The organism is Paenibacillus sp. NPDC058177 (genome assembly GCF_042883835.1).
GTDB lineage: Bacteria > Bacillota > Bacilli > Paenibacillales > Paenibacillaceae > Paenibacillus_AQ > Paenibacillus_AQ agri.
The window spans coordinates 167,329-192,327 of record NZ_JBHVVB010000006.1; the positions used below are offsets into that span (position 1 = coordinate 167,329).

General features: G+C 51.7%; 21 protein-coding genes. 6 read left to right on the forward strand and 15 right to left on the reverse strand.

Annotated features, from left to right (window positions below; all coding sequences use genetic code 11):
- Window positions 1-179 precede the first annotated feature (179 nt).
- The 4 genes from ACFVU8_RS22335 (at window position 180) to nagA (ending at window position 4,981) form a co-directional block, all read left to right on the forward strand.
- Window positions 180-1,973 carry an FTR1 family iron permease gene (locus tag ACFVU8_RS22335; RefSeq protein ID WP_387430279.1) on the forward strand — a complete coding sequence of 598 codons (1,794 nt, stop codon included), beginning with the start codon at window positions 180-182 and terminating at the stop codon, window positions 1,971-1,973.
- A 223-nt stretch (window positions 1,974-2,196) separates the two neighbouring features.
- Window positions 2,197-3,075 carry a MurR/RpiR family transcriptional regulator gene (locus tag ACFVU8_RS22340; RefSeq protein ID WP_175370930.1) on the forward strand — a complete coding sequence of 293 codons (879 nt, stop codon included), beginning with the start codon at window positions 2,197-2,199 and terminating at the stop codon, window positions 3,073-3,075.
- On the forward strand, window positions 3,075-3,803 hold the full coding sequence (nagB, locus tag ACFVU8_RS22345) for a glucosamine-6-phosphate deaminase (RefSeq protein WP_379469317.1): 729 nt from the start codon (window positions 3,075-3,077) through the stop codon (window positions 3,801-3,803). The genes ACFVU8_RS22340 and nagB overlap by 1 nt, the downstream gene beginning before the upstream one ends.
- Complete coding sequence (gene nagA / locus ACFVU8_RS22350) at window positions 3,791-4,981, forward strand: N-acetylglucosamine-6-phosphate deacetylase (RefSeq protein WP_387430281.1); 1,191 nt, start codon at window positions 3,791-3,793, stop codon at window positions 4,979-4,981. Before nagB ends, nagA begins: the two co-directional genes overlap by 13 nt.
- Before the next feature lie 109 nt (window positions 4,982-5,090).
- Here nagA and ACFVU8_RS22355 read toward each other — a convergent pair whose 3' ends face one another.
- Complete coding sequence (locus tag ACFVU8_RS22355) at window positions 5,091-5,999, reverse strand: YhcN/YlaJ family sporulation lipoprotein (RefSeq protein WP_387430283.1); 909 nt, start codon at window positions 5,997-5,999, stop codon at window positions 5,091-5,093.
- 210 nt (window positions 6,000-6,209) lie between these two features.
- Between ACFVU8_RS22355 and ACFVU8_RS22360 the strand changes: the two genes are divergently transcribed.
- Window positions 6,210-7,280 (forward strand): glycosyltransferase, encoded by a 1,071-nt coding sequence (locus ACFVU8_RS22360; protein ID WP_379469323.1) that lies wholly within the window; start codon window positions 6,210-6,212, stop codon window positions 7,278-7,280.
- 110 nt (window positions 7,281-7,390) lie between these two features.
- Here the strand turns inward: ACFVU8_RS22360 and ACFVU8_RS22365 are convergent, their stop codons facing one another.
- The 11 genes from ACFVU8_RS22365 to ACFVU8_RS22415 form a co-directional block, all read right to left on the reverse strand.
- On the reverse strand, window positions 7,391-8,428 hold the full coding sequence (locus tag ACFVU8_RS22365; protein WP_379469325.1) for a glycosyltransferase family 4 protein: 1,038 nt from the start codon (window positions 8,426-8,428) through the stop codon (window positions 7,391-7,393).
- Window positions 8,425-9,147, reverse strand: a complete 723-nt coding sequence (locus tag ACFVU8_RS22370) for a glycosyltransferase family 2 protein (RefSeq protein WP_379469327.1) — start codon at window positions 9,145-9,147, stop codon at window positions 8,425-8,427. The genes ACFVU8_RS22365 and ACFVU8_RS22370 overlap by 4 nt, the downstream gene beginning before the upstream one ends.
- Before the next feature lie 145 nt (window positions 9,148-9,292).
- Entirely contained in the window at window positions 9,293-10,012 is a 720-nt protein-coding gene (locus tag ACFVU8_RS22375; protein WP_379469329.1) for a glycosyltransferase, read from the reverse strand.
- Window positions 10,009-11,040, reverse strand: coding sequence for an NAD-dependent epimerase/dehydratase family protein (locus ACFVU8_RS22380; protein ID WP_379469331.1), 1,032 nt, complete (start codon window positions 11,038-11,040; stop codon window positions 10,009-10,011). The genes ACFVU8_RS22375 and ACFVU8_RS22380 overlap by 4 nt, the downstream gene beginning before the upstream one ends.
- A complete protein-coding gene (locus tag ACFVU8_RS22385) occupies window positions 11,010-11,849 on the reverse strand; it encodes a dTDP-4-dehydrorhamnose reductase family protein (RefSeq protein WP_379469333.1) in 840 nt (279 codons plus the stop codon). The genes ACFVU8_RS22380 and ACFVU8_RS22385 overlap by 31 nt, the downstream gene beginning before the upstream one ends.
- Window positions 11,846-12,832 carry a polysaccharide biosynthesis protein gene (locus ACFVU8_RS22390; protein WP_379469335.1) on the reverse strand — a complete coding sequence of 329 codons (987 nt, stop codon included), beginning with the start codon at window positions 12,830-12,832 and terminating at the stop codon, window positions 11,846-11,848. Before ACFVU8_RS22390 ends, ACFVU8_RS22385 begins: the two co-directional genes overlap by 4 nt.
- Window positions 12,822-13,916, reverse strand: a complete 1,095-nt coding sequence (gene wecB, locus ACFVU8_RS22395) for a non-hydrolyzing UDP-N-acetylglucosamine 2-epimerase (protein WP_379469337.1) — start codon at window positions 13,914-13,916, stop codon at window positions 12,822-12,824. The genes ACFVU8_RS22390 and wecB overlap by 11 nt, the downstream gene beginning before the upstream one ends.
- A 92-nt stretch (window positions 13,917-14,008) precedes the next feature.
- A complete protein-coding gene (locus ACFVU8_RS22400; RefSeq protein WP_387430284.1) occupies window positions 14,009-15,523 on the reverse strand; it encodes a glycosyltransferase in 1,515 nt (504 codons plus the stop codon).
- Window positions 15,524-15,578: 55 nt separating this feature from the next.
- Window positions 15,579-15,776: a hypothetical protein gene (locus ACFVU8_RS22405; RefSeq protein WP_379469341.1), complete on the reverse strand. Its 198-nt coding sequence runs from the start codon at window positions 15,774-15,776 to the stop codon at window positions 15,579-15,581.
- Window positions 15,769-16,902 (reverse strand): CgeB family protein, encoded by a 1,134-nt coding sequence (locus ACFVU8_RS22410; RefSeq protein WP_379469343.1) that lies wholly within the window; start codon window positions 16,900-16,902, stop codon window positions 15,769-15,771. Before ACFVU8_RS22410 ends, ACFVU8_RS22405 begins: the two co-directional genes overlap by 8 nt.
- 31 nt (window positions 16,903-16,933) lie before the next feature.
- A complete protein-coding gene (locus ACFVU8_RS22415) occupies window positions 16,934-18,022 on the reverse strand; it encodes a CgeB family protein (protein ID WP_387430285.1) in 1,089 nt (362 codons plus the stop codon).
- 243 nt (window positions 18,023-18,265) lie between these two features.
- Here ACFVU8_RS22415 and ACFVU8_RS22420 point away from each other — a divergent pair, with 243 nt between their 5' ends.
- Window positions 18,266-19,030: an AAA family ATPase gene (locus tag ACFVU8_RS22420; protein WP_379469347.1), complete on the forward strand. Its 765-nt coding sequence runs from the start codon at window positions 18,266-18,268 to the stop codon at window positions 19,028-19,030.
- A 503-nt stretch (window positions 19,031-19,533) separates the two neighbouring features.
- Here the strand turns inward: ACFVU8_RS22420 and ACFVU8_RS22425 are convergent.
- The 3 genes from ACFVU8_RS22425 to ACFVU8_RS22435 are packed head-to-tail and all read right to left on the reverse strand — an operon-like array spanning window position 19,534 to window position 24,916.
- The gene (locus tag ACFVU8_RS22425) at window positions 19,534-20,676 is read right to left on the reverse strand and encodes a response regulator (protein WP_387430286.1); all 1,143 of its coding nucleotides are present in this window, start codon (window positions 20,674-20,676) and stop codon (window positions 19,534-19,536) included.
- Window positions 20,677-20,721: 45 nt separating this feature from the next.
- Window positions 20,722-21,813: a response regulator gene (locus tag ACFVU8_RS22430; protein ID WP_387430288.1), complete on the reverse strand. Its 1,092-nt coding sequence runs from the start codon at window positions 21,811-21,813 to the stop codon at window positions 20,722-20,724.
- Window positions 21,814-21,835: 22 nt separating this feature from the next.
- On the reverse strand, window positions 21,836-24,916 hold the full coding sequence (locus ACFVU8_RS22435; protein ID WP_387430290.1) for a hybrid sensor histidine kinase/response regulator: 3,081 nt from the start codon (window positions 24,914-24,916) through the stop codon (window positions 21,836-21,838).
- Window positions 24,917-24,999 lie beyond the last annotated feature (83 nt).

The window sequence follows — 24,999 nt, forward strand, 5'->3', positions numbered from 1 at the left end:
ACTAAAAAGGGGATTACTTAAAAGCTCGGAAGCTACGAAGCCCGGCTACACGAGCACATTAGGGCTAGTTCCATTAAAAAAAGTAAACTGCATTTGCAGCGATATTTGAGCCTATATCAAATGCCCTCTATACTTGCCTTCTATTCATATGCCTTCTTACTTGAAAGGGGATTATCCCGATGTTCTCTCTTGTTCATCATCCCTGGCGGGCGCTTAAGGCAACCGCCATGCTGGCCTTGATCTGCCTGCTGCTGACCCTCCCGGCAGCAGCAGGCTTCGCGGCGGAAGGCAGCGCCCGGCACGATGAGCTGCTGCCGCCCGTCGGCAGCGCGCTCGTCGAAGCCGGGCAGAGCCGCTGGAGCGACGCTGCCGCCGATGTGGAGACGTTCGCGGCGCTGTGGCGCACCGCGAACGCAGGCACGCCGGACCCGGCACTCGCCGGTCCGGCTGCTGCTGTAGACGCCGCGCTGGCCGAAGCGGCGTCCACACTTAAGGCGGGCGGCGGCGAGCCCGCCAAGAGCGCACTGTCCACGCTCGCCAGAGCCGTGGACGCGTATGTGACCGCCGCGAGCGATAGCGGCGGTGATTCCGCTGCCGCCGGGCGAAGCGCGGCGGAGAAGCTGCTGCCCGCGGCGAAGACTGCGCGGGATGCGGCGCAGAGCGCCGACTGGGCCGCCGCGGAGAAGGCCTACAGCGCTCTAACAAGCGGCTGGAAGCCGGTGGAGCGCGCCATCCGCAAGGATAATCCTGCCGTCTACGGCATGCTGGAGACGAAGATGAGCCTGCTGCGGATCGCGCTGCAGGCAGAGCCCCGCCGTGAAGAATCGGCCCGCAGCGAAGCCAAGGCGCTGTACCAGCTGCTTGCTGATTACGGCCAGGGCAAAGCCGTTGCGACGCCGAACATCACCGGCGAAGATACCTCCATTGAAGGATTGATTACCTATCTTAAGCAGGCCTCGGCGGCAGCTACCGATGGAGATAGTGCCAAGGCCGCAGCGATCATGGAACAGTTCATTACTGTCTGGCCGATGGCCGAAGGTCAGGTACAGATTGCTTCTCCTAAGGTCTACACCAGTATCGAAAATGAAAGTGCAGCTGTAACCGGATATCTGCTCTCCAATCCGCCAAAGCTGGAACGGGCACTCGCCACTCTGGAGCAGATGACAGCTGAGTTGACCCCACTTGCAGGAGAAACACACTACACGGCCTGGGATGCTGCTCTGATTCTGCTTCGTGAAGGACTGGAAGCCATTCTCGTACTATCCGCTCTGCTCGCTTATGTGAAGCGGGGCAAGCAACAAGGCGCCCAAAAATGGATCTGGTCCGGAGCCGTGGCCGGTCTTGCCGGAAGTGCTATCTTGGCGGTGCTGCTCTACTATGCCATTTCCAAAGCGGCAGCCGGGAGCACACGTGAAATGATCGAGGGCGTGACCGGACTTGTAGCTGTGGTCATGATGCTGACCATTGGACGATGGCTGCACAGCAAGTCGAATACGGCCTCCTGGAATAACTATGTAGGCAGACAAGTAGATGGAGCGCTGGCCAAGGGCAATCTATGGTCACTCTTCTTTGTCTCACTGCTGGCTATTCTGCGAGAGGGCGCGGAGACAACGATCTTTTATGTCGGGATGGCCCCTGCGATTAAGACCTCCTCACTGCTGATAGGGATCGGAAGCGCACTGCTAATCCTGATCATTGTGGGCTATTCCATAATCGCATTGAGTGCGAAACTGCCCATCGGAGCTTTTTTCAAAACGGCTACCGTACTTATCTATTATCTGGTGTTCCGCTTTCTTGGAGAAAGCATTCATTCCCTTCAAGTGGCCGGAAAGATTCCCTCACATGTGCAGGAAGGCTTTCCTTCTATTGGATGGCTGGGCTTGTACCCGACGTGGGAGACACTTCTACCCCAGTTGATCGTGCTGCTGTTCATCCTGTGGGAAATGCTGCGCCGCAAAACTGCCAAAGCTTAGTCTCCTACCGCAGCTTAACCAGCCGAACACAGCTAATATTATCCGCAGAAACCCGTCTCGCAATGGTTGCGAGCGGGTTTTTGTCATTTCCACACTTTATTCATAAAGATGCCCTTGCAACGCTCATCGTTTTGTTTTATCCTATTTATGAAAATAATTTTCTGAATATATTAACTAATTGTAAAAATAATTTTAAATCAAAATTTACGAATGGAGGTGGGTCATGTCCCCAATTCTTCATGCTCTGGAGCATGAGATGACCAAGCTGTCGCAAATGGAACGCAAGCTCGCAGAGCGGATTCTTGCTTCTCCCGCCGAGATTGTCCATATGGGTATTACAGAACTGGCTGAACAATGCGGCGTCAGCCCGGCGACAGTTACCCGTTTCTGTAAGGTATTTCATTTCAAGGGCTTTCCGGACTTTAAAGTAAACCTGGCTGCAGAAATTGCTGGCAGCGATCAGGGACAACAGGAAGGCGGCTCTTCCTATCAGGACATTGTCGCTGGCAATCCGCTCTCCACCATCGTTGAAGCGATGCAGAACAATCATCTCGCTTCGATCCGGGATACCACTTCGCTGCTTAATATAGAGCGGCTGGAGGCTGCTGTAGATCTGCTGTGCCGCGCCCGCCGTGTTGATCTGTATGGGATGGCTACTTCCTCCATCGTGGCACAAGACTTCTATCAGAAGCTCATTCGCATCGGTGTGAACTGCACAGCCTTCGCAGACTCCCATATGCAGATTACTTCTGCCTCCTCGCTCGGCGAGGGCGATGTGGCTTTTGCGGTCTCCTACTCCGGGGAAACCCCCGAAACGATTGACGCCTTGAACTGTGCCGGTGCCGGTGGAGCCAGCACCATCGCCCTAACTTCTTACGGCAGCAGCACACTAGCCTCACTGGCCGATATCCCGCTCTTCTCTTCCTCACTGGAGAAGGGGATGCGGCGGGGTGATATGGCTTCCCGCATTGCACAACTGCATATCATTGATATTTTATTCACCGGAATGGTCAGTACGCGATTTACAGACTATATTCCTAAGCTGGAGCAATCTTATGTGAATGTACAACATTATCGTCATAAACGAGGAGGTCAATCCTAATGAATATTTTAAAATTTCATAGTGAAGAGGATTTCGTACAAACAGGTGCCAATCTGATTGCAACCCTGCTGCAAAGCAACCCTAAAGCCGTGCTCGGCCTGGCTACCGGTAGCTCGCCAGTAGGTGTTTACGCCCGGCTTGTAGACATGCACAAAAAGGGTCTGGTCAGCTTTGCCAAGGCATCCTCTTATAATCTTGACGAATACGTAGGCTTGCCTGCGGATCATCCGCAGAGCTACCGCAGCTTCATGAACGAGCATTTATTCAATCATATTGATATTGATCTCTCGCGGACCCATGTGCCTGATGGCAATGCATCTGATCCTAGCGCAGAATGTGCCGCCTATGACCGGATGCTGGAAGAGAACGGCCCGGTGGACCTGCAGATTCTCGGCATCGGGAGCAATGGCCACATCGGCTTCAACGAACCGGATGCCAGCCTGAGCAGCGGTACCCATGTGGTAGACTTGCTGGAAGGTACACGGGAGGCCAATGCCCGTTTCTTCGATAAGCTGGAGGATGTGCCCCGTCAGGCGGTCACAATGGGAATCGGCGGCATCCTGAAAGCCAAGCAGATCGTCCTTCTGGTCCGTGGCGAAGAGAAAGCCGAAGCTATCCGCAATGCCATTGAGGGCCCTATCACCACTCAATGCCCGGCCTCCTTGCTGCAAAGTCACCCGAACGTAGTCGTGCTGCTGGATGAAGGTGCAGGAAAATGGCTGAAATAACGGCAACAAACGGCGAATTATTGTATGGTAAAGTGCTGACTCCGAACGGTCTGATTCCGCAAGGCGTGCTTGCGATCTCTGGAGAGCGAATTCTCTATGCCGGGGAAGCTCATGAACTGCCTTCAGCCTATGCTAACTGGGAAGCAAGTCACCATGACAATGACCTGTTGCTCCCTGGCTTTGTGGATGTTCACGTTCATGGCGGAGCAGGATATGATTTTATGTACAGTGATAATGATTCTATTGACGCCATTACAAAGTTCCACAGTACCCAGGGAACAACAACTATGCTGGCTACCACGATGACGGCCACCAAAGCTGATATCGACCGTGTTCTGGAAGAAGTACATGTCTACCTTTCCAAGGAAATGCCTTATGCACAGCTAGCGGGAGTGCATCTGGAAGGCCCGTTCATTAGCCACAAATGGCCGGGTGCCCAGAATCCGGAGCATATTGTCCCAGCTAATATTGACTGGCTGGAGCAATGGGAACATACCTATCCTGGAATGATCCGTCAGGTCACATTGGCACCGGAACGCGAAGGTGCGCTGGAAGCGATCCGTTGGCTCCGCAAGCATGACATCACAGCTGCTCTCGGTCATACCGATGCAACTTATGAAGAAGTCATTGCCGCGGCAGACGCTGGCTTGAATCAGGCCGTGCATACATTCAATGCGATGACGCCGCTTCATCATCGTAAACCGGGGACGGTGGGAGCCGTATTATCCGACAAACGCATACGCGGAGAGATTATTGCCGACGGGATTCATGTCCATCCCGCCATGGTGGCCCTGCTGGCTCAGTTGAAGAATGACGGCAATCTCTTGCTGATCACGGATGCCATGTCAGCGACCGGACTCAGTGACGGGGAATATAAAATTGGTGATTTACCAGTCACCGTTAAAGATGGTATCGCCACTCTCCGTGATAATCCAGGCGCTCTTGCCGGCAGCACGCTAACGATGATTCGCGGTTTTCAATTCCTGATTCAGCAAGCAGGAATCAGTCTGGAAGAAGCCTCCCGTGCAGCCAGCTTGACTCCGGCGGTATCGCTGGGCCTCGAACAGAAAATCGGCTCGCTGGAAGCCGGCAAGCAAGCGGATATCCTGTTGCTCGACGACAAGCTTCAACTACAAGAAGTGTGGATTCGCGGCCGCAAGCAACAGCGGCAAAGTTAAATGAAGAAAGCAGCAGTCCCACGCTTCGGCGGGGCTGCTGCTTTTTTTGTGCCGATCATGTTAAAAATGACGATTAATCCGGGAGTTCTCCAGAAATACTAACCAAGGGTTAGTGACTGCGGGTTGGGAAAATGCGCTCTACCATTGTACGGAATTCGTCGGCAAAGCCCTTTAGCGGGTGTCCGGCGCGCGCCTCTTCAGCATATACGTTAAAGCGTTCCACGAAATCCGGATTGGCGGATACATACACGGCATCGATATTCGGCGAGGTCTTTTTAATCTCGGCCGCGATCTTATCCTTGATCGCCTGAGTCACATTATCCTCTTCAAGCTTAGTGTTTCTGGCTGGTGTTGTTGTGTTCGTAGTACCAAGTCCCGTTATTCCACGGTCATTGTAAGACCCTGTACCTGTGCTTCGCATCCCGTAACCACGGTTAGTGTTTACGCCTACACCCGCACCTGTTCCGCCGACGCCAGCCATATTGCGTCCTGTGCCAAGCGCACCGTTACCGGTACCTGTTATTCCATGGCCCGGGTTGTAAGTTCCTTTTGCACCAAGTCCAGGACTGTAAGCACTCCCACCCAGACCTGTTCCGCTGGTGCCGTACAGGCCGCCATCAGTATAGCCATTCGTTCTGCCATTCCCCAGGCCATGTGTTGTGGATGAAGAACGCGTCCCGTAACGCCCTGTTCCCAAGGCATTCGGCTGGGTAGTCGAACGGTCAAGGGTTACAGCAACGTATGCTGACCTGCCGGCAAGCATAACATTGGCGGAGCGAACTTCCGGCAAGGAAGCTACACGGTCAGCCAGCTTTTGACTCATTTCTAATTTGTCGTAGTTGCGGATTTGGTTCCCTCCGCGCACCGAATTCACGGACAGCCTGCCATCATGTGTTCCCCGGACACTTTTCGTATGAACCGTGTTTCCTGCCGTGTTGTTGGCACCACACCCGGTAAGACTGACCATACCGAGCAGCAATGCGGCGGAAACGGACATGCTGATTTTAGATCGCAACATGAATTCATCCTCCATCTCTAAATGTAATGGGTGTCCAATGTAACAATCGTTAGGATGGCTTGAATTCGGCCAGGCTATGCTGAAAGGATTTGGTACTACAGGCTTTCACCGTCACCCGCCGGGGAACAGCCGCGTATCTTATAAACAGTAGCTTATCTTTTCGAGAAGGGTCCGACGATACCGTTACAAAATAGTCAGGAGGGGTGAGCGTTGAAGGTTTTATTTACGTTTTATGTACCCAGCGGAGGGGTCGAAACACTGAACAAGCTGAGATGCGAGAGCTTGCAGCGGAGCGGAATTGAATGCCATCTGCTGTATCTCATGCCGGGATCAGGCGAGGATAACGGAGCAGCCTTTCCGACGTTTATCGGTTCCACGGATGAAGAAATCACTAAAATTATCAGATCCAATTATTATGATGCCATTATCGTAACATCAGACTTTGCCCTCTTGGAACGACTCCGCATGCTCGGTTATAGAGGAATCCTCATTTATGAGGCCCAGGGATTGGGAAAAAGACATGAAGCAGAGGAATTGATTAAAGTAGCTGTCCCCTTTCTACAGTCCTTCTGTAATGCGATTTTGATCCCCCCCACAGATCATTTAATGGAGCTGTTCATGCAAATCTGCCCATGGATGCAGCGCTTTGTCATTCCAAACCTTGTCGATGTAAACACCTTCAAGCATATTCCAAATGATCCGCCAGTCGACCCGGTCATTGCCTGGGTAGGCCGGCTGGAGAGCAACAAGAATTGGCGCGAATATCTGGAGATCGCCTATCAACTCCGGATCCATAAGCCAAATCTGCATCTTTGGATGTTCCATGATCCCGCCTTGGCCGGAGTGGGAGAGCAAGAGAAATTTGACGTGATGCTTCAGCTACTGGGATTGCAAGACCGGCTTAGTGTATTTACCAATATCCCCAACGGGGTCATGCCGGTGTACTATTCCTCCATTGTTAATTCCGGGGGCTTCCTCCTGTCTACCTCGGTTACCGAAGGCTTCGGATATGCCGTTGCGGAAGCCGTCTGCTGTACCTGCCCTGTGCTCAGTACAGATTCTGACGGTGTCCGTTCCTTTATCGTGCATAACCGGACCGGGAAGTTCTATCCGCTGGGTGATGTCGACACCGCGGTCACCGAAGCGCTGGAGCTGATGGATAACAACAAGCTGCGAAGCCGCATCCGCAAACAGGGCAGAGACCATATGGTCGCCAGCTTCGGTTCGGGACAATACAGCCAGTCCTTTCGCGAGATGCTGAACTCCTTCTCCATTTTTTAAATCCTCAAAGCCGCATCCAATACGCTATATCCAGCTTAAAGAACCCTCATTCCACAGACGCGGGATTGAAGGTTCTTTTTATATGCCTCAGGCAAAGGATTGACGTTTCGTTATTGTGACACAATCTCAAGTAGCTCACGCTGTAATATTTCAGCACTCTGCTGCCAGGTGAAACGCTGCGAATCCTGTTCACCTCTAAGGGCAAGCTTATTACGTAATTCCGGCTCCTCAATTAGTCTCAGCACATCCTCAGCCAACTTGTTTTCATAACGGTAGGACATCAGACAGTTCTCGCCAGGGCTGCAATATTCCATGTTCCCGCCCGCATAGGTGGTTACGAGCGCCGCACCGCAGCGCATGGCTTCTAGCCCGGGCAGAGAGCCGGCATCATGCGTGCTGGCACTGACGAAAATGTCGCTCTCATTATAATGGTAGCAGAGCTCCGCATCATTGGCGGGTGTACGAATATGGTAGCCCGGATCACGCAGGAATTCTTGCAGCGTCGCTGACTCGGCAAATTCACGCGGCGGGATAATCAGGTAGATATCCACCTCGGGGTGGCACTCCTTCACCTTGTTCAACTGCCGGATCAGATAAGCCTGCTCGCGGTGGTCGGAGAACCCCCCTTCAGGCTTGCGTAAGATCGTGGAAACAATGAGCCGTCTACCTCCCTGACTGCGGAGTTTCATATTATAGAAGTCAGGGTTCACACCAATGGGCACAATCCGGCCTTTGATACCATGGACCAGATGCACCAGGCTTTGCTGCCAATTGGAGAGGACGAAGAGGTTACTCGTCACGCTGTAGGAGGCGAAGGACGCGTTATTATCCGGCAAAAAAGTAGGTTCATAGCAGAGCGTCAGCCGGGTGTGAATGCCTTTGCCCGCTTCGCTGGCCTGCTGCGATACTGCCACGGTGCTGTAATAATTAGAGACAATAACATCACTGAAGGGGAAATCAGCAGCGCTGATGCCCACCGGACCCGAGGAGTGAATGATTTTGCATATCATAGGATATTCCACAATCCCGTTTCGGGCCATAAGGACCGTCACATCATGACCGAACTCAGCCAGACGGTTGGCGAGTTCAGCCAGCATCCGTTGTGCCCCGCCTTTGGACAAGGTCAGAATCGGAAACGTCAGCTTCATTTACTGTCCTCCTTCCGCAGCAAACGCAGAATCTGCATGCGATACTTGGCCTGTAGCCTTTTAATTTCCCGACGTTGCGCTTCACTGTGAACCACAGAGCCCATAGCCTCATGCACCCTGTAATTGAGCAACGGCGTTTCAATGAAAGACCATTCATAATAAGGCAGCAGCCGAAGCCATAACTCATAGTCATGAGTATACAAATATGCCTCATTGAACAGCCCCAGCTTACGAAAAATGTCCATATCCAGCAGCACCGTACTGCCATTCACAGTACAACCTGTCATCATCGTCTCCAGCAAATGCTTTTTGCTGACAAACGGGGAACTCACCGCTTCGCTCATCCGTTCTCCCCGTTCATTGATACAATAATAGGCCGTATGGTTAAAAGACAGACCGGAGCTTCGCAGCATTTCCAGCTGTCTTCTGATTTTGTCAGGGTGAAAAATATCATCAGCACTGAGCCAGGCAAAAAAGCCTCCGGTTGCCGCCTTAATGCCCTGATTCAGCGCCGAAGCTGTGCCACCGTTCTCCTTACGGATATATAAAATACTATCCATATAAGGCGCAAGCTTCTCTACATGGACCGTAGAACCGTCGTCAACGACGATAATCTCAATGTCGGTATAACTCTGAACCAGAACGCTCTCCAGCGCTTGATCCACATAAGGACAATTGTAAAAGGGAATGACTACCGAAACCCTGGATTTATTATTCATGTGCTCACCTCCTCCACCTTAAACGTACGGCCTCCGTAGAATCTGTGCCGTCCCTTAAAGGAGACCCGCGCAGGCGGAGGACGCTGCACGGGTCATATAGTCCTCCAGGAATCTCCCGATAATTAGTCCTGTCCTTCTCTTATAATTAGCCTCCCATAGAGGAGATCAGTTCACGGAGTGGAGCTTGATAGCGATTGGTGGTTACAGCCACTTCGGCCAAAATGGCATCGTAATGCTTCATCGTGCCCATACCATCATGCTGACGATAAGCGGTCAGGGATTGATTCAGCAGCACCGGAGGATAGCCATTGAGTATTGCCCGGAACCACAAGTCATAGTCGTGGGTGAAGGGCAACGATTCATCGAAGTAACCAATGGCTCCAAACAATTCTCTCTTGATCATGATCGTACAGCCATTTACAGGATTGCCCTGAAGGAAGCAGCGGAGATACGCAAGGTGGTCTGGAAATACCGCTGCCGCATCCAGCTTAATCAATTGGGATTGTCCGTTAATATAATTGAAATTAGTATAGGAGATCAGCAAATTGTTCTGTTCCATGTACAGAACCTGATTTCTGATTTTGTCATGATAGAACAAGTCATCTGAACTCAGCCAGACGATATAATCACCCGTAGCTTGCCTAATACCGTGATTCAGAGCGGTGGCCGTTCCCCCGTTGCTCTTTCCCAGATAGTGAATGTAAGGGAGATACGGAGTAATCCGCTCCTGATGGATCGTCGAACCATCGTCTACGAGAATGATTTCATAGGGCTGCCAGGATTGTGACAATGCGCTTTGCAGCGCCTGTTCAATATAAGGACAATTATAAAAAGGGATAATGACTGACACTTTCGGATTGTTCATACTAATCCTCCTTCCCTGCTGGTTCGATAATGGACCAGGATATCGGTGAGCGAGGTCTCCAGACCGATCTCCGGCTTCCATCCTAACGTGGCTACATTCACTTCTGGTGTAGCCTGGACATCAGGGACAATTGCCCCGGAATCCTCTCGTTGCGTCTGATCCAGCGCGTTCAGCGCGTTCTGCTCCTGTGCTTCACTGGCTTCTGGGCCCCAGTCCAACGGCACCGCTACTGCCGAGCGGCTGACCAGATGCTCCGCGATCTCGCCCAGGGAACGCTGGCGGCCGGAATCGATCTTATATACCGTTCCTGTCTCTCCTTTATTCAAAATCACACTGTAAGCCTTGACCGCATCACGTACATCCAGAAAGTCACGAAGGTCATACCGGGAAGAAAGCTTGAACAGGGGCGGCTTCCCCCCTGCTTCCAGATTGACAATATACCGGGTCAATAATGAGCAAAACCCGGTGGAGGGACCGGGGCCAATCAGATTACAGGGTTCAGCCATTAGCACCGGTTGCCGGAACAAGGTTCCCCAGGCCAGTGACGCCAGTTCCTCCAATGTTTTGCTGAGACTGTAAGGATGCGGCGGTCCGGCCGCCGTGCCTGCCTTAAACTTGAGACGCGAGCCTGCCACCAGAATTCGGCTTTGAGGCAGGCTCCGCAAGGCTTCCAGAAGGTAGAGAGTGGCCATTACATTGCTTTCTATATATAGCAGCGGGTCACGCCAGGATTCCGGCACCGAATTTTTGCCCGCGAGATGCAAAACCTCATCCGGTGCGACCATCTGGATCATTTCATTAACAGCTTTCCTGTCGCTCAAATCGCAGTAATGCACCTGAACGCCTTCCGGGAATATGGGGGCAGCTCCCCTGGAGCCCCCATCATTCCCGGGGCGGCGCAACACTGCCGTGACCTGCGCTCCCTCTGCCGCGAAGCTGCGAACTGCATGGCGTCCAGTAAATCCCCCTGCTCCGGTGATAAGCAATCTGCGCCCGTTCATAGGGTCGCTTCCGGCGGATTCATCCACTCCGCAAGCTCCGCCAGCATCACTGAATACGTCGGGAAATCCCAGCTGAAGTCAGGTCTTGTGCTTAGCAGTGTACGGTCCTGCACGTACATATCTTCAAGAACAATCTCCACATCCCGCTTGTCAAAAGCTTTACGAATCTGCTGCAGCAGTTGGTATTTGCTTAGCGGCTGAGGGTGGGCAAGATGGATAAGACCAGAAACAGTAGAATCCAGCAAAGAATCTATGGCTTTAGCCAGCTCCAGGGTGGTCACCCCGTTCCACATTACCCGGCTATAACCCGAGACCTGGCCCGTCTGGGCCAGGAACCACTCTAGTAATCCAATCCCGCCGGAGCGGATTTCGGGCCCGATAATAGACGTACGAATGGTCAAATGCCCCGGTTCACGCACCTCACCAAGACTTTTGGTAATCGCGTATACTGAAGTCCCGTCCGGAGTGTCGTCCTCGGCATAACCGCCGCGTGTTCCTTCGAACACGCAGTCGGTGCTGATATGAATCAGCCGCGCATGAACCTCATCCGCCACACGCCGCAGGCGGTGTGGCAGAAACCCGTTCACATGGTAAGCTCCGATTCTGTCACGCTCTGCAAACTGGTTAAGCACCCCCATGGCATTGATAATACAATGAGGGGAGACGATATCGACCAGATTTTCTACCCCGGCGATATCGTCGGCATCCACATACAGCCCGCTGAGATCTTGTTTATCCCGGGTTGTATAGAAGACGCTGTGCTTGCCCTGACGGCGAAAATAATTCACGAGCATATGCCCTGCCATACCGTTTCCACCGAGGATAAGCAGCTTCATTGGAGAAAACCTCCCCGGATCAAAATGTCCTTGATCTCATCCTGTTCCATCAGATTGGTCTCGGAGCTGAAGCTATTAAAGGAGACATGCGGGTAACGGCTGTAATGCTCTTTCAGTTCCGGCATATCCAGCGTTGGCAAAATCACCAGATACTGTTCGTCATAGACTACTGTTGTCATACTTTCAAAGTCACTCATGAGGATTTCATGGATCTTCTCACCAGGCCGGATGCCTGTTTCAACAATGCTGACATCCTCTTTCCCGGAAGCCTCAATCAGTACCTCAGCCAGATCGACGATCCGGCAGGTCGGCATGGTCATGACAAAGATTTCACCGCCGACACTGACTTCCGAAGCTTTGAACAGCAGCGTAATAGCATCGCGCAGAGTCAGGAAGAAACGCGTCATGCCCATATCTGTAATGCGCACCTGTCCTTTATCCTTAATCTGCTTCATGAACAGATGCACAACACTGCCGTTCGTGCCAAGCACGTTGCCACCACGTACCGTTACGAACCGTGTGTTTGAACCAAGCAGGTTGGCATACACGATCAGCTTCTCCCCAATCGCTTTCGTCATTCCGTAGAAGTTGGACGGGTTGGCCGCTTTGTCTGTAGAAATATAGATGACTTTCTCCACATGGTTCGTAATCGCCGACTCAATCACATTCTGTGTGCCGACTACATTGGTCTTCAAAGCTTCATAGGGTTGATCTTCACAGACCGGAACATGCTTCAGTGCTGCCAGGTGAAATACATAGTCGATCCCCCGGCAGGCCGCGGTAAGGGCATCCTTATCGCGGATATCGCCAATAGTGAAGCTGAGACGATCATCCTCAAACTCGCGGCTCATCGCTACCTGGGCTGACTCGCTGCGGGAGAATACTATGATTTCGCGCGGATTTTGCGGCAACAGCTGCCGGATCAGTTCATGCCCCCAGGAACCGGTGCCGCCGGTGACCAGAATCCGTTTATTATTGAACATGCAGGTTCCCTCCAAGCAAAAATTTGACTACTTTAGCCGAGACATCCGGGGCTTTATAGCCTTCCGGTGCCTCCCATTCCCGGTGAAGCGAGGTCATCAGCTTGACGCAGCGCAGAATGCTGTCCCGATTCACCCCGGACACCACATTGCTTCCGCAATCCACCGTCTCCGGGCGCTCAGTGGTTTTGCGAATGGTAACGGCCGGTACCCCCATCAGGCAGCATTCCTCCTGAACCGTGCCGCTATCGCTGATTGCACACAACGCATGCCGCTCCAAATGAACAAAATCAAAAAATCCGAAAGGCTCATGAAATTCAACTAGTGGGTGCATGGATAACGAGAGCTGCTCTGTAAGCCTAGAGCGTGTGCGGGGATGGATGCTGCAGATCAGGCGAATTCCAAAATGCTCGGCAACTTCATTCAGACCAGACATAATTTGTTCAAGCGAGTGAGGATCGTCAACATTCTCAGCCCGGTGAGCCGTAACCAGGAAATACTGACTAGGCGTAAGGCTTAAACGGTCTAGAATATCACTCCCGCCAATCTGGGCTTCATAATGTGTCATCACTTCATGGATCGGATTTCCGGTCAGCACGATCCGGTTCGTGGGGAAACCTTCACTGACAAGATGTCTTTTACTCTGCTGTGTATAAGGCATATTAATGGTGGAAACCGCATCGATGACACGGCGGTTTTTCTCTTCGGGCACATTCAAATCGTAGCAACGATTTCCCGCCTCCATATGCACCACCGGAATTCCCATGCGCTCAGCCAGAATCGCACACAATGCGCTGTTGGTATCACCAAGCAGCAGAATACGGTCCGGCTGTTCCTTCCGCAGAATCGGCTCCAATCCGCCAAACATAGCAGCCATTTGTCCACCAAGCCCTGCCTGCTTATCCTGCAGCACATAATCCGGTGCCCGCAGGCCCAGTTCTGCAAAGAAGATGCCGCTGAGGCTGGAGGTAAAGTTCTGGCCGGTATGCACCAGTACATGTCGCTCCGCGTGCTCATCGAGCAGCGGAATGATTACGCTGAGACGGATAATTTCGGGCCGTGTGCCCAAGATCGTCATGATCTTCATGAGTTCACTCCCCTGCTTTGTGTATAATTCCGTTCCGGCCGCCAAGGATCTGAAGCGGCCGGCCGGAGAGACCGCGCTTCCCCTGGCGCGGCCTACGCCGCCTTGCGGCGGCCCTTGGTCCGGCGGGCGCTGCTGCGGCGCTTGCTGCCGGAACGCTTGCCGCCGGACCGCTTCCGCCGGGCGGCGGGTTTTGACCGCCGCTTGCGGGACGCGCGGCGAATGGCGGACGGGCGCCCGCGCCGGCGCGCCCGGTCCTTGGCGCGGCGCAGACGGCCGCGCCGGATCTTGCGGCGCCGCAGCCGGGACGCGCGGCGCGAAGTTCCCCGCCGCGGCTCGGCGGCGGCGGGAGGCTCGCTTTCGCCCGGGACCGCAGGTCCGGGCGGAGGCACCGCTGCGACGGGGATCGCAGCCGGCGGCGAACTGCAGTAGCGGAGGTTCCACCTCTCCGCGAGTCCATGCAGGCGCATGCGGTACGCTGCCGGGCCATAGGCGGCCTCGGCCAGCTCGCGTGCCCTGTTCCCTATGGCGGCGGCATGACCAGGCTCCGCCAACAGCGCTTTTACCGCATCAGCCAGTGCCACGGTATTCTCTACCGGGACCAGATAATCACCACAGCCCCCAGCTTGCAGAATCTCCTGCAGTCCTCCGGAAGCATAGGCCACGACAGGTTTACCGAAGGACATTCCCTCCAGGGCTGTCATCCCGAAGCCCTCACGGATGAGACTGGGTACAACGAGGACATCCATCGCACAATAAGCTGCCGGCAGGCAATTCTCATAGCCAACAAATTGGAAGCGGGAGTGGAGGCCCTCCATTTTCACCTTACGGACACAGCGGTCATAGAAGCTCTTATCCCCTGGTGTCCCGATGACGAGAAACTTGGCATCCCGTTGTGCGGCCGCTACGATTACCGCCATATCTACGAAATGTTCCAGTCCCTTTTCCTTATTAATGAAGGAAGATATATAGCCGACCAGCTTCTGGTGCGGCTGTACCCGCAGCTCCAGTCTCCGTTCGCCCCGCAGCTTGCTCCAGGATGCTGCCATCATCTCCTCATCATTCCATGACGGGGGAAGCAGCGTGACCTTGTCGACCATCATCTCGTGCGGAAAACAGGCTGCCGCCGTATGCGAGATAGCCAGGATCTCGTCACTGTTGCGGTGTATCAGATCGACACTGATTCCTGTATATTCATTGTCCGTTATGGCCTCCGAGATTTTCCATACTACGGGAATGCCTAGCGACTTGGCGGCCATGGCCGGGAGTACATGCACACAGGTGCTGGTGATGATAAAAGCCGGACGCAGAACGACCAGCCAGTCGGTTAGCTCCCGATATTCTCTGCTCTCCTGCAGCTGACGGGCATCGGCTGGAAGGCCTGCATACGGAGTGTACATTCCATACAAAAGAGGGATCGGCATAAGCTGTACATTCAGCCCAAAGCTCCGAGCCTGCCTGGTCAACTTCCCTTCATGCGGCGCAACCAGGATGCAGTCAAAAAAACGGGACAGCTCACGGCCGAAGAAGAGCAGCAGCTTCTCCGCACCGGTAATGCTTCGTGTATTGGAGACATGAGAAAAAAGGACGATTGTAGCTTTGTCGGCCATGGCGTCTTGGCGCTCCTTTACCCAAGGCTGGGAGCGGCCATTCACCTCCTAAAAGTTATCCGGAGTCCGGCCAACGTTCTTCCATTGACCGGGCCCTTCCCTGTACAACAATATCCATCAGCCAGGCTATTCCTTCAGAGGCAAATGCTGAATCCGGTGATTCAGTATATTGATAAAAATCTACTCCCGGCACCGGCATTTGTTCACCCGGCAAAAGCACATTCCTGTCCTTCGCCTGACTTCGCTCAGCCATAGATAATAGTCAGCAATTGATTTAGACGTTTGGTGTACGTGTGCTCCTTCAGCGTCCGCTCATAGGCACGGAGTACAATTTCGCGGCGCTCTTCTTCATGCGTAAGGTAGAAGCGAATTTTGTCCATCATTTCCCGCGGGCTGGCGAAGGTCTCGATCTCTTCACCCGGCTTATAAAAGTTCCCCATGTCATCCCTGGCATCGCAGAGCTGCAGCGTACCACTTGCGGAAATTTCAAAGGTGCGCGGGTTCGGAGAAACGGCCGTAATACCCAGTGAATTGTTGTTGACATCCTCATCGATATGTGACCGATGCAGGTTGATGACGATTTTGGAGCCGCTGTAAGTAAGCGCTGTTTCCTGCGGGGACATCCACTTCCCGATCTCAATCCGATCGCCATACTGCGGAGCCTCCGGCAAACGGTCCCACCAGATTCCGTTGATGACCGTGTTGTACTTCATTAAATCAGGCAGGAGTTCACGGAAGAAGTTGACCCGGTTCCAGTAAGCGGAGCCGATAAAGCTGATATCGCGCTGGATCGGTGAGCGTGTCGTGGTCGGATGATAATGCTCCCGGTGGACAGCGAATGGCAGATAATGAACCTGCTGGCAGCCCAGTCCTTTGTAGAAATCAATGCAATTGCGCTCCAAAGTAAATACGTAGTCGTAATGCAGTACGATTTTCAAAGTAAAGTCCGTGTAATAAGGATCATCTGTGAGCCAGATGGCCGTGCGGATACCGTAGCCTCTCAGCACGTTAATCTGCTCCAGTGGCAGGTCCATGCCGTCCAAGACTAACACCAGATCCGGGTGATTTGCCCCTGCCAGCTCCACCAAGTTCTGACGAACATCTGTCACTGTTACCCGGGTGGCCAGCTTTTGCAGAGCCGCAACTACGGCTTCGTCCAGAGGAGAGTAAGGATAGCCCTTGCCTGAGGCTACATACATAACGTGAATATCGCGCACAGGAAGCGGTTCCTCCGGTCTACCGTGGAGAATTGCCAGCCGGCCTCGCAGATACCCTTCGTCATGCCCTGTCTTGAAGCCGGTTAACCGTCCCCGCAGTTTTTCTTTTTCCGAAGGTGTAAGAGGCAGCGGGGGGGTAGGGAGTACAAAGTTATTGCTCATCAGCTTCTCGCTCCTTTATTCATAAATAGATTTATTTTCGCGGGGCAATGACATCCAGCAGTTGCGGCAGGCGGGCAGTAAACGTATGATTTCGCAGCGTGGTATGCAGTCCGCGTAACGCAATTTGGCGGCGTTCTTCTTCATGATGCAGATAATAGTCCATCTTTCGTTTCAGTTCCTCTGCGGAACTGAACGTTTCAATGTCATAGCCAGGGCTATAAAAGCGCCCCAGATCCTCCCGGACATCCGTCAGTTGCATCGTTCCGCAGGCACTGATCTCATAGGTGCGCGGATTGATAGACCGGGAAGGAAGCTGATGGGTATTGCGATTATCCTGTCCGTTCTCCCACGGTCGGTGAATATTGATGACAAGTTTAGCACCACTGTAATAATTTGCAGTTTCTGCGGGTGGGATAAACCCGTCCCTAATGAACGGGGCCAATTGATCATAACGGCCCAGCCGTTCCCAGAATCCTCCTGCAATCAATACCTTCTTGGTGCTCAGATAAGGAGCCAACTGGTCGAACAGTTCTGTCCGGTTGCGGAAGGCATTACCGATGAATACGATATCGTATTTGTACTGAGGCCCGGTGCGGCGGGGATGGAACATGCCGGTGTTCACACACAAGGGCACATAATGTACAGATGCCGCTCCAAGGGAACGATAAAATTCCACAGCACCCAGTTCATGCGTAAAGACATGGTCGTAATGCCGCCAAATGACCGCGGTGTCCTCTGTAAAATAAGGATCATCCACGAACCAGATCGCCGCTGTAATGCCCAGCCCCCGTATGGCAGCAATCTGTTCCAGATGGTTCTCCGGAAACACATGCAGCCCGTTCATGACAAGCACCGCTTCCGGTCGTTCCCGAACGGCGGTTTCATACATAGCTTCAGGCGTACTAACCACCAATTCGCTGACGAGCTGCTGCAAAGCTTCCTTCACACCGGTATCAATGGCTTCGAAACCCTGAGGTACATACATGAGTTTAAATGGCCGGCATGCCTCCGCTTTCGGCGGGTTTAAGCCTTGCACGGCCTGGCATAACCCTAGACGGTATCCCTCGTGGTAACCATCGAGGTATTCGGGGTTATGCGCCTTTCTAATTTTAGCTGTCACGGCCTTCACCCTGCCCTGTCGTATTCTCAAGACAGTGTACTATATGCGGAGTCAGCACCCGCCTCATGGACATCTGTCTGTAGCACGCATAAATTGGCAGATGCCCCCTGTCTTTCGCCCGGCTTGGCACACACCAATGCAGAATGTATCCACTCCTGCCAAACTGCTATAATAAAGGGATTATCAGGTTCGGGAGAAATACTGTGCTGCCGCCTGGTTCGACCTATGGGGAGGTAATCATGCATGTATAACGCCAATACCACGCTGTATTTACGACACGCGGAGCTGCTGCGGGATAAAGTTCCCTCTTTCGGCTCTTACCCCTTCAATTTGCCAGCCGTACGTGATCTGGAGCGTCTTGTGTTTGAGAAACAAGTTACCTTTCTGGTAGGGGAAAACGGGACGGGAAAATCAACACTGCTGGAAGGTATCGCTTCTGCCTGGGGCTTTAATCCCGAAGGTGGGACCCTGAACTTTTCGTTCAACACCCGTGCTTCGCATTCGTCGCTCTACGAGTTTTTCAGAATTGCCCGCGGCGTCCGGCGTCCTAAAGACGGGTTCTTCCTGCGGGCGGAGAGCTACTATAATGTCGCTTCATATATAGATGAATTGGACGAGCAACAGGCTCCCTCACCGCAGATCAAAGATTCGTATGGTGGTAAGTCACTGCATGAGCAATCCCATGGCGAGTCTTTTTTCGCTACATTTGTTCATCGCTTCGGCGGCCGTGGCCTTTACATCCTCGATGAGCCGGAAGCTGCACTTTCTCCGGTACGCCAAATGTCACTAATAGCACGGATGCATGAGCTGGTGAAGCTGAACTCGCAGTTTATTATCGCGACCCACTCTCCGATTTTGATGTCCTATCCCGGCGCGGATATCTTTCAGTTGGAAAGCGAGGGAATGCGCAAGGTCACGCTGGAGGAGACTGAACATTTCACTGTTACCAAAGCATTCATGAATGACCGCGAGAAGATGCTGCGGGAACTGCTCGTGGATGATGAGTAAGTTTTTTAGACAGGTAGAGTTTAAAAGCTCCTGAGGGACTTAAAGCGAGAAATGATAGATTGTTATATAAGACGAACTTAAGATCCAAACTTATGTAAGACGTACTTGAGATCTCAATTTATAAACCAAACGCAAGGCTTGATCGTTACTTCAGTGGAGAGTGGAGTATCTGGACTTCTGGTCGCTGTTATTTCCCAAGTGTAATTAACGGCATTTTTGTACCCTAAATACTCTGCAGCTAAACTTCAGTGGTAATTAAATGCAAAATTGTACGTTAATTCTTCCACAATAAGCCTTTCAGCGTACTTTCTTAAAAAATAAGCTACGATAATGCACTTATATGCCTTATTTATTTATATTTCATAAAATTAAGGTACAAAAATGCTGTTAGTTGCGGAGATAGTGCCATTTTTGTAAAGAAATACCCCCTGGAGGAAGTCAGCTCGGAAACTTCCTCTAGGGGGTATTTCGTATTTCTGAATTCTACTATAAGACTGCCACAGTTACTGGCCGCTCAAATAAGCATCCACCCATCTCTTCATTTCCTGTGGTGGCCCGAGTCCCAATTCTTTGCGGTATTGCTCCTCAAAACCTGCATAGTGCTTCACAACACGCTCCGGCTTGCCACTTGCCGCATATACCTCCAGCAACAACAGATGCATATCTTCCTCAAGCGGGTAGACCAGCAGGCCTGCTTCTAGGCGCTGCTCAGCCTGAGCCCAGTCCTTTCTAGCCATTTGGCGCCGTACCAGTTGATAGAGTAGTACCTTATACTGCTTGGCACAGCCTTCCTCCAATTTTACCTTCCAGAGATAATCCTTCCGATCAAGCAGGCTGCCCCGGTAAAGATCGCATAAAGTCTCCAGCGAGGTCACATCCTCCGTAGCATCAGCCAAAGCAGGGCTGCTCCGCTGCATTTCCAGCAGGTCATAGGAGACCTGCAAGGTCTCCAGAAAATACCCGTCTCCGGTTTTGACAATATTCATGCCGATGTCCTGTTCCTTCAGCAGCTTCCTCAAGCGGTACACTGTATTGTGCAGATTATGTGTCGCACGCTCCTCATCCATATCTGGCCATAGCACATTCATTAGATGCCACTTATTGGATTCCTGATTGGGATAACATAGTAAATAAGCAAACAGCTCTTCCGTTTTCCGTGCGGGCCAATGGATAAGCTCCCCCTTCGGGTTCCGAACTTCAAAGCCTCCGAAGCAGCGGATGAAGGCCTTCGGGACGGAAGTGGATATGGCCCCAGACGAAGCTGAGCGCCCGGCGTCTTTTATCAGCCGGTCTGTAATCCGCTCGATAGCAGCGGGGGTAACCGGCTTCAGAATATAATCAAAGGCGAAGACATTGAAAGCCTCAAGCGCATACTCCTTGTAGGCTGTTGTAAATACAATTCGCGTATTTCCGCAGCACTCATCAATCCTGCGAGCCAGTTCCAGACCGGAGAGCCTCGGCATCTCCACATCCAGAAACACAATGTCCGGCTGAAGATCGGGCAGGCTGGTCAAAGCATCCATAGGATTGCTGAACGCGCCGGTAATGTGACAATGCGGATTCCTGCCTACTACTACCTTCATCAACTCCAGAATCGGCTTTTCATCTTCCACAATGACTACAGTAAACGTCCTTCCTTCTTCCATTCCATCGCTCCTTTCTTGGGTACTGACGGTCAACCTCTGATCGTCTTATTGCAATTTCAGTTCTGCCAATGCTTCAGCTCCAAATTCCTGGCTGTAAGCCTCCAAATATTGTTGGTGAAGTCGGCTGCTCTTTTCTTTTTTCCCGCGTTGTTCATACATGTCTATCAAAAGCACATGCATTTTCTCTTGTAGCGGATACATAGACAGGTAGCCTTCCAGCAGATCCTCTGCCTGATCCCAGTGCCCAGAAGCAATCCTCCGTTCAACGAGATCACCAATCAGCACGGTGTACTGCTTAAAATATGCCTCTTCCAGGGCAGCTTTCCATAGATATGGCTTGTTGTCCAGCAGCGGTCCCTGATACAAGGAACAAAGGTGCTCTGCTTGCCCCTTGTTGAGCTTCTCTTTGCTCTCACTGCTTTTAGCCTGATCAAACGCCAGTACATCGTAAACGACATCACCGATATCCAGCATGTATCTGTCATTGAGCTTCTTGATTTCCATACCAAAGTTATTTTCCCTTAGCATCTTCCTTAAGAGGTACAGCGTATTGTAAAAATTGGACAAGCTCTGCTTTTCGGTCATCTCCGGCCAAAGCAAGTCAAGCAGCCTCCATTTGCTGATATAGGTAGCCGGATGACATAGGAAGTATGCTAATAACTCCTCTGCTCTTCGGGTACGAAAATGTAGCGGGTTTCCCATAGCATCCCGAATCTCAAATTCACCAAAGCAGCGGATCGCCGCCCTCTTTTTCTGAAAACTCTCGTTATTAGGCACACGCTTGTGATTCAGACGCTCCTGCACTCGATTAATGGACGCTGGCGTCACAGGCTTGAGAATATAATCCAGGGCTTGTACCTCGAACGCCTCCAGGGCATAGTCCTTATAGGCTGTTGTGAATACGATTTGTGTCTGCGGCATTAACGCATAAATTCGGTTGGCCAATTCGATCCCGTTTAACCTCGGCATTTCAACATCTATAAACACCACATCCGGCTTCAATTCCGGCAACCGCTCCAGCGCCTCCAGTGGATGGATGAATGCACCGGCAATGATGAAATGGTGATCTCGACTAATCATGACCTTCATCAATTCAAGAATGGGCTGCTCATCCTCAACAATTACCGCACGAAACATGCTCGTCCTCCCTCGTTTCTGCTCATCCCTGTTCTATAGGCAAATAGATTGTGACTATCGTTCCCTGCTCCGGCTTGGAATGGATACTTAAAGCAGCACCTGCAATCCGCTCTACGCGCTGCCTGACATTGGCAATGCCTATGCCCCCATCCTCTCTTTCCCCGCCGGTCAGCTTGTACAGCAAATCATCCGGAATACCGATCCCGTCATCTTCGACAGTAATCTTGATATATTCTTCTCTTGCCTGCACTGTTAAACTAACTCTGCCTTGTCCTTCCTTCTCAAACAGTCCGTGCCGGATAGCATTCTCAACGAAGGGTTGAATACTTAAAGCAGGGATTTCAAAATACGCCAGCCCCTTGTCCACCTCAAGCACGTAATCAAACCGCTCCCCAAACCTTGCCTTCTCAATCTCAACGTACGCATGAATGAGCTCCAGTTCCCGATGCAAGGGTACAACCAGGGTAGAGCGGTCCATGTCCAGAATAAAGCGGATATACTGGCTCAGCATAGTCAACAAATAAGCGGCCTTTTCTCCATCCGTATAGCAGAACGAAATAACGTTGCTTAGTGCATTGTATAGAAAATGTGGCTTAATCTGCGCTTGATGAAAAGCCTGCTCATTACGAAGCGCCTCCTCGAATGACGTTTTCATCGCTATTAAGGTCTGTATTCTGGCAATAAGCGTCTCCACATCAAACGGCTTGGTGACATAGTCATTCGCCCCGGCCCTAAACCCAAGCGCAAGGTCTGAAGCCGAATCTTTGACTGTAGCGAACAAAATCGGCAGTTCCAGAATGGAGTGCTTGGTACGCAAGGTCCGGCACAATTCAATGCCCGAAATTCCCGGCATCATGACGTCCAGAATCACCAAGTCGACATCCGGGTACAAGTTCATTTTGTCCAAGGCTTCTCTGGCAGAGAATGCAGTGATTACATTGTAGTGATGCCTTCTGAGGATGTGGAGTAGACTATGAATATTGGAGGCCTCATCATCGACGATTAATATGGTGTTCGCAAGTTTCGGATCGATATCATCCAATGAGATTAGCTCAGTGTGAGCCAATCTCTTATTTTCAGCAGTTGCCGCTGATTCACGATATCCTGGAATCCGCTGCATCTTTTGCATGGTGAAAAGCATTCGTGTCCCTAGCCCCAACTCGGACCATTCCACCCGAATCTCTCCACCCATACGCTCCACCAGCTTACGGCTGATATATAGCCCAACGCCCATGCCTGTGTAGCCATCTTTGGGGAGCGGCTTCTCCACCTGTTCAAAATATTCGAAAATCGTCTCCTGCTTGTCCAGCGGAATGCCGGTTCCCGTATCCTCCACCACTATGGAAGCTACGTTCTCAGCAAGGCTGCACGTAATCCGGATCTCGCCTTCTTCTGTATGTTTAATCGCATTATGAACGAGGTTATACAACACCTGCTGTAAGCGGCTTTCATCAGCGAGAACCCAGGTATCGTGGGCTACCAGATTCTCCAGCTCTACCTTTTTTCCTGCAAGCTCGAACTGCAGCACATCTATAACAATCTGGGCAGCGACACGAAGATCCACCACCGTCATTTGCAGACGCAGTTCCCCATGCTTCAGACGGCTGACATCAATAAGATCCTCAATGAGCATGGATAGCTTGGTTGCCGTATCCTTGATCAGCCATAGATTTTGCTTTTGGCTCGGCTGTAGATTCTCTTCCATATCCTCCAGCAAGTAAGAGGTCATATTCATAATGCCATGCAGAGGGGTCTTAAGCTCATGCGAGGTGTTCATTAAGAATTCGTCCTTTAACTGATTGGAGACCATCAACCGGCGTGATAACACCTCTATATTGGCATAGGCATTCGAGAATCGTAAGGCCAGCATGATATTGATGAGGACGATGAAGATGACAACCCCACATTTGCCAACCAGATCATTGGTAATAACATTCTCGGAATAAAGGCTTGAGTCCACCAGAAACACCAAGAGCGCGAAAGCCCCCACAATAATGAGCAGCAGTTCTGACCGATCGGAGGACGGCTGCTGATTGCGAATGTACAAGTAGATCATCCGGATGATAAGTCCAGCCACCGCAAACGCCATATAGATCACCAAAAAATATTTCACACTGATGTGGACACTGTACGGCAAAGTGACAACTGCAATGAGGTAAAGCGCAAAGGGCAATAAGAGGAGCCTTAGCTTTTTCGCAGACATCAGACGGCTCTCCACACTGCAAAAGAACATAAAAATGATGATCGCACCTAGAAACTGGCTGATTTCCAGCAGCTTATACACGAAGTTAAACGGCAGGTCCGGAAAGAAACGTTGAAACACCTTTTCACCGTATAGGGAGTCTTGAAGGGCTTGTAGCAGCAAATATAGTCCACTAAGCAGATAAGCCTTCTCTCTTCGCCCCAGAAAATAGAAACTGAAATGATAAGCTCCGAACATGGCCAGAATTAAGATAATGCCAATATCCGCCCCCAGCTGAATGCTGCTTACTTCCGAAATTCGTCCCTGTGTACCGAATGGAATGGAATTCACGATGCCCCCGGTAACAAAGTTGAAGTTAGAGACTTGAAGAAGAATCTCAAGCTTGGCAGTATCACTATGAAAAAAGACTGTGTAGGGTGTATTACTCGGCTGGAAACCTTCGACACCCATAGCAGGAGTACCGCTCCCGCCTTCCATCACATCATTAATGAACAGCCGGTGGGCCATGCGGACACTCCGTATTTTCAATCCGAGAACTTCGTCCTTATCCTTTAATAAAATGGTAAGCCGATACGTTCCGGCGCCTTTACGGCTAATTCCACTACCCTCACTCTCCCCCCGCCATGTACCCGGGACGGTCAGATAGGCAGCCTTCTCTGCACGCCCTTGCACGAAATCTTTGGGTTCGAGCAGTTCATCTTTATAGAACTCCCACTCTCCATCCAGATTGATAACGCCGTTATTGTGCAAATCCCACTGGGTCAGATCAAGTACCCCCTGCTTCGCCAGAGGCGCCATCCGGTTAGGCAACGTATGGGAATAAATTGCGGTTAATAGCGATATTGCTATTACAAAAAACAAAGCAAAGCCAACAGCCTTGCTGTATTTGATTGTTCTCACCAGTCGGTCCCCTCTCCACAAACAACTGAACAGTATCATTGTATAACTAGTGACTCACAAAAATCTCAAAATAAATAGTTTCT

What these genes read in the sequence shown, in the direction of transcription:
- ACFVU8_RS22335 (WP_387430279.1), top strand. Translation starts at nt 180, where the DNA reads ATGTTCTCTCTTGTTCATCATCCCTGGCGGGCGCTTAAGGCAACCGCC.
- ACFVU8_RS22410 (WP_379469343.1), bottom strand. Translation starts at nt 16,902, where the DNA reads ATGAGCAATAACTTTGTACTCCCTACCCCCCCGCTGCCTCTTACACCT.
- ACFVU8_RS22420 (WP_379469347.1), top strand. Translation starts at nt 18,266, where the DNA reads ATGTATAACGCCAATACCACGCTGTATTTACGACACGCGGAGCTGCTG.
- ACFVU8_RS22430 (WP_387430288.1), bottom strand. Translation starts at nt 21,813, where the DNA reads ATGTTTCGTGCGGTAATTGTTGAGGATGAGCAGCCCATTCTTGAATTG.
- ACFVU8_RS22355 (WP_387430283.1), bottom strand. Translation starts at nt 5,999, where the DNA reads ATGTTGCGATCTAAAATCAGCATGTCCGTTTCCGCCGCATTGCTGCTC.
- ACFVU8_RS22385 (WP_379469333.1), bottom strand. Translation starts at nt 11,849, where the DNA reads ATGAAGCTGCTTATCCTCGGTGGAAACGGTATGGCAGGGCATATGCTC.
- wecB (WP_379469337.1), bottom strand. Translation starts at nt 13,916, where the DNA reads ATGAAGATCATGACGATCTTGGGCACACGGCCCGAAATTATCCGTCTC.
- nagA (WP_387430281.1), top strand. Translation starts at nt 3,791, where the DNA reads ATGGCTGAAATAACGGCAACAAACGGCGAATTATTGTATGGTAAAGTG.
- ACFVU8_RS22425 (WP_387430286.1), bottom strand. Translation starts at nt 20,676, where the DNA reads ATGGAAGAAGGAAGGACGTTTACTGTAGTCATTGTGGAAGATGAAAAG.
- ACFVU8_RS22340 (WP_175370930.1), top strand. Translation starts at nt 2,197, where the DNA reads ATGTCCCCAATTCTTCATGCTCTGGAGCATGAGATGACCAAGCTGTCG.
- ACFVU8_RS22405 (WP_379469341.1), bottom strand. Translation starts at nt 15,776, where the DNA reads ATGGCTGAGCGAAGTCAGGCGAAGGACAGGAATGTGCTTTTGCCGGGT.
- ACFVU8_RS22365 (WP_379469325.1), bottom strand. Translation starts at nt 8,428, where the DNA reads ATGAAGCTGACGTTTCCGATTCTGACCTTGTCCAAAGGCGGGGCACAA.
- ACFVU8_RS22400 (WP_387430284.1), bottom strand. Translation starts at nt 15,523, where the DNA reads ATGGCCGACAAAGCTACAATCGTCCTTTTTTCTCATGTCTCCAATACA.
- ACFVU8_RS22375 (WP_379469329.1), bottom strand. Translation starts at nt 10,012, where the DNA reads ATGAACAATCCGAAAGTGTCAGTCATTATCCCTTTTTATAATTGTCCT.
- ACFVU8_RS22370 (WP_379469327.1), bottom strand. Translation starts at nt 9,147, where the DNA reads ATGAATAATAAATCCAGGGTTTCGGTAGTCATTCCCTTTTACAATTGT.
- ACFVU8_RS22390 (WP_379469335.1), bottom strand. Translation starts at nt 12,832, where the DNA reads ATGTTCAATAATAAACGGATTCTGGTCACCGGCGGCACCGGTTCCTGG.
- nagB (WP_379469317.1), top strand. Translation starts at nt 3,075, where the DNA reads ATGAATATTTTAAAATTTCATAGTGAAGAGGATTTCGTACAAACAGGT.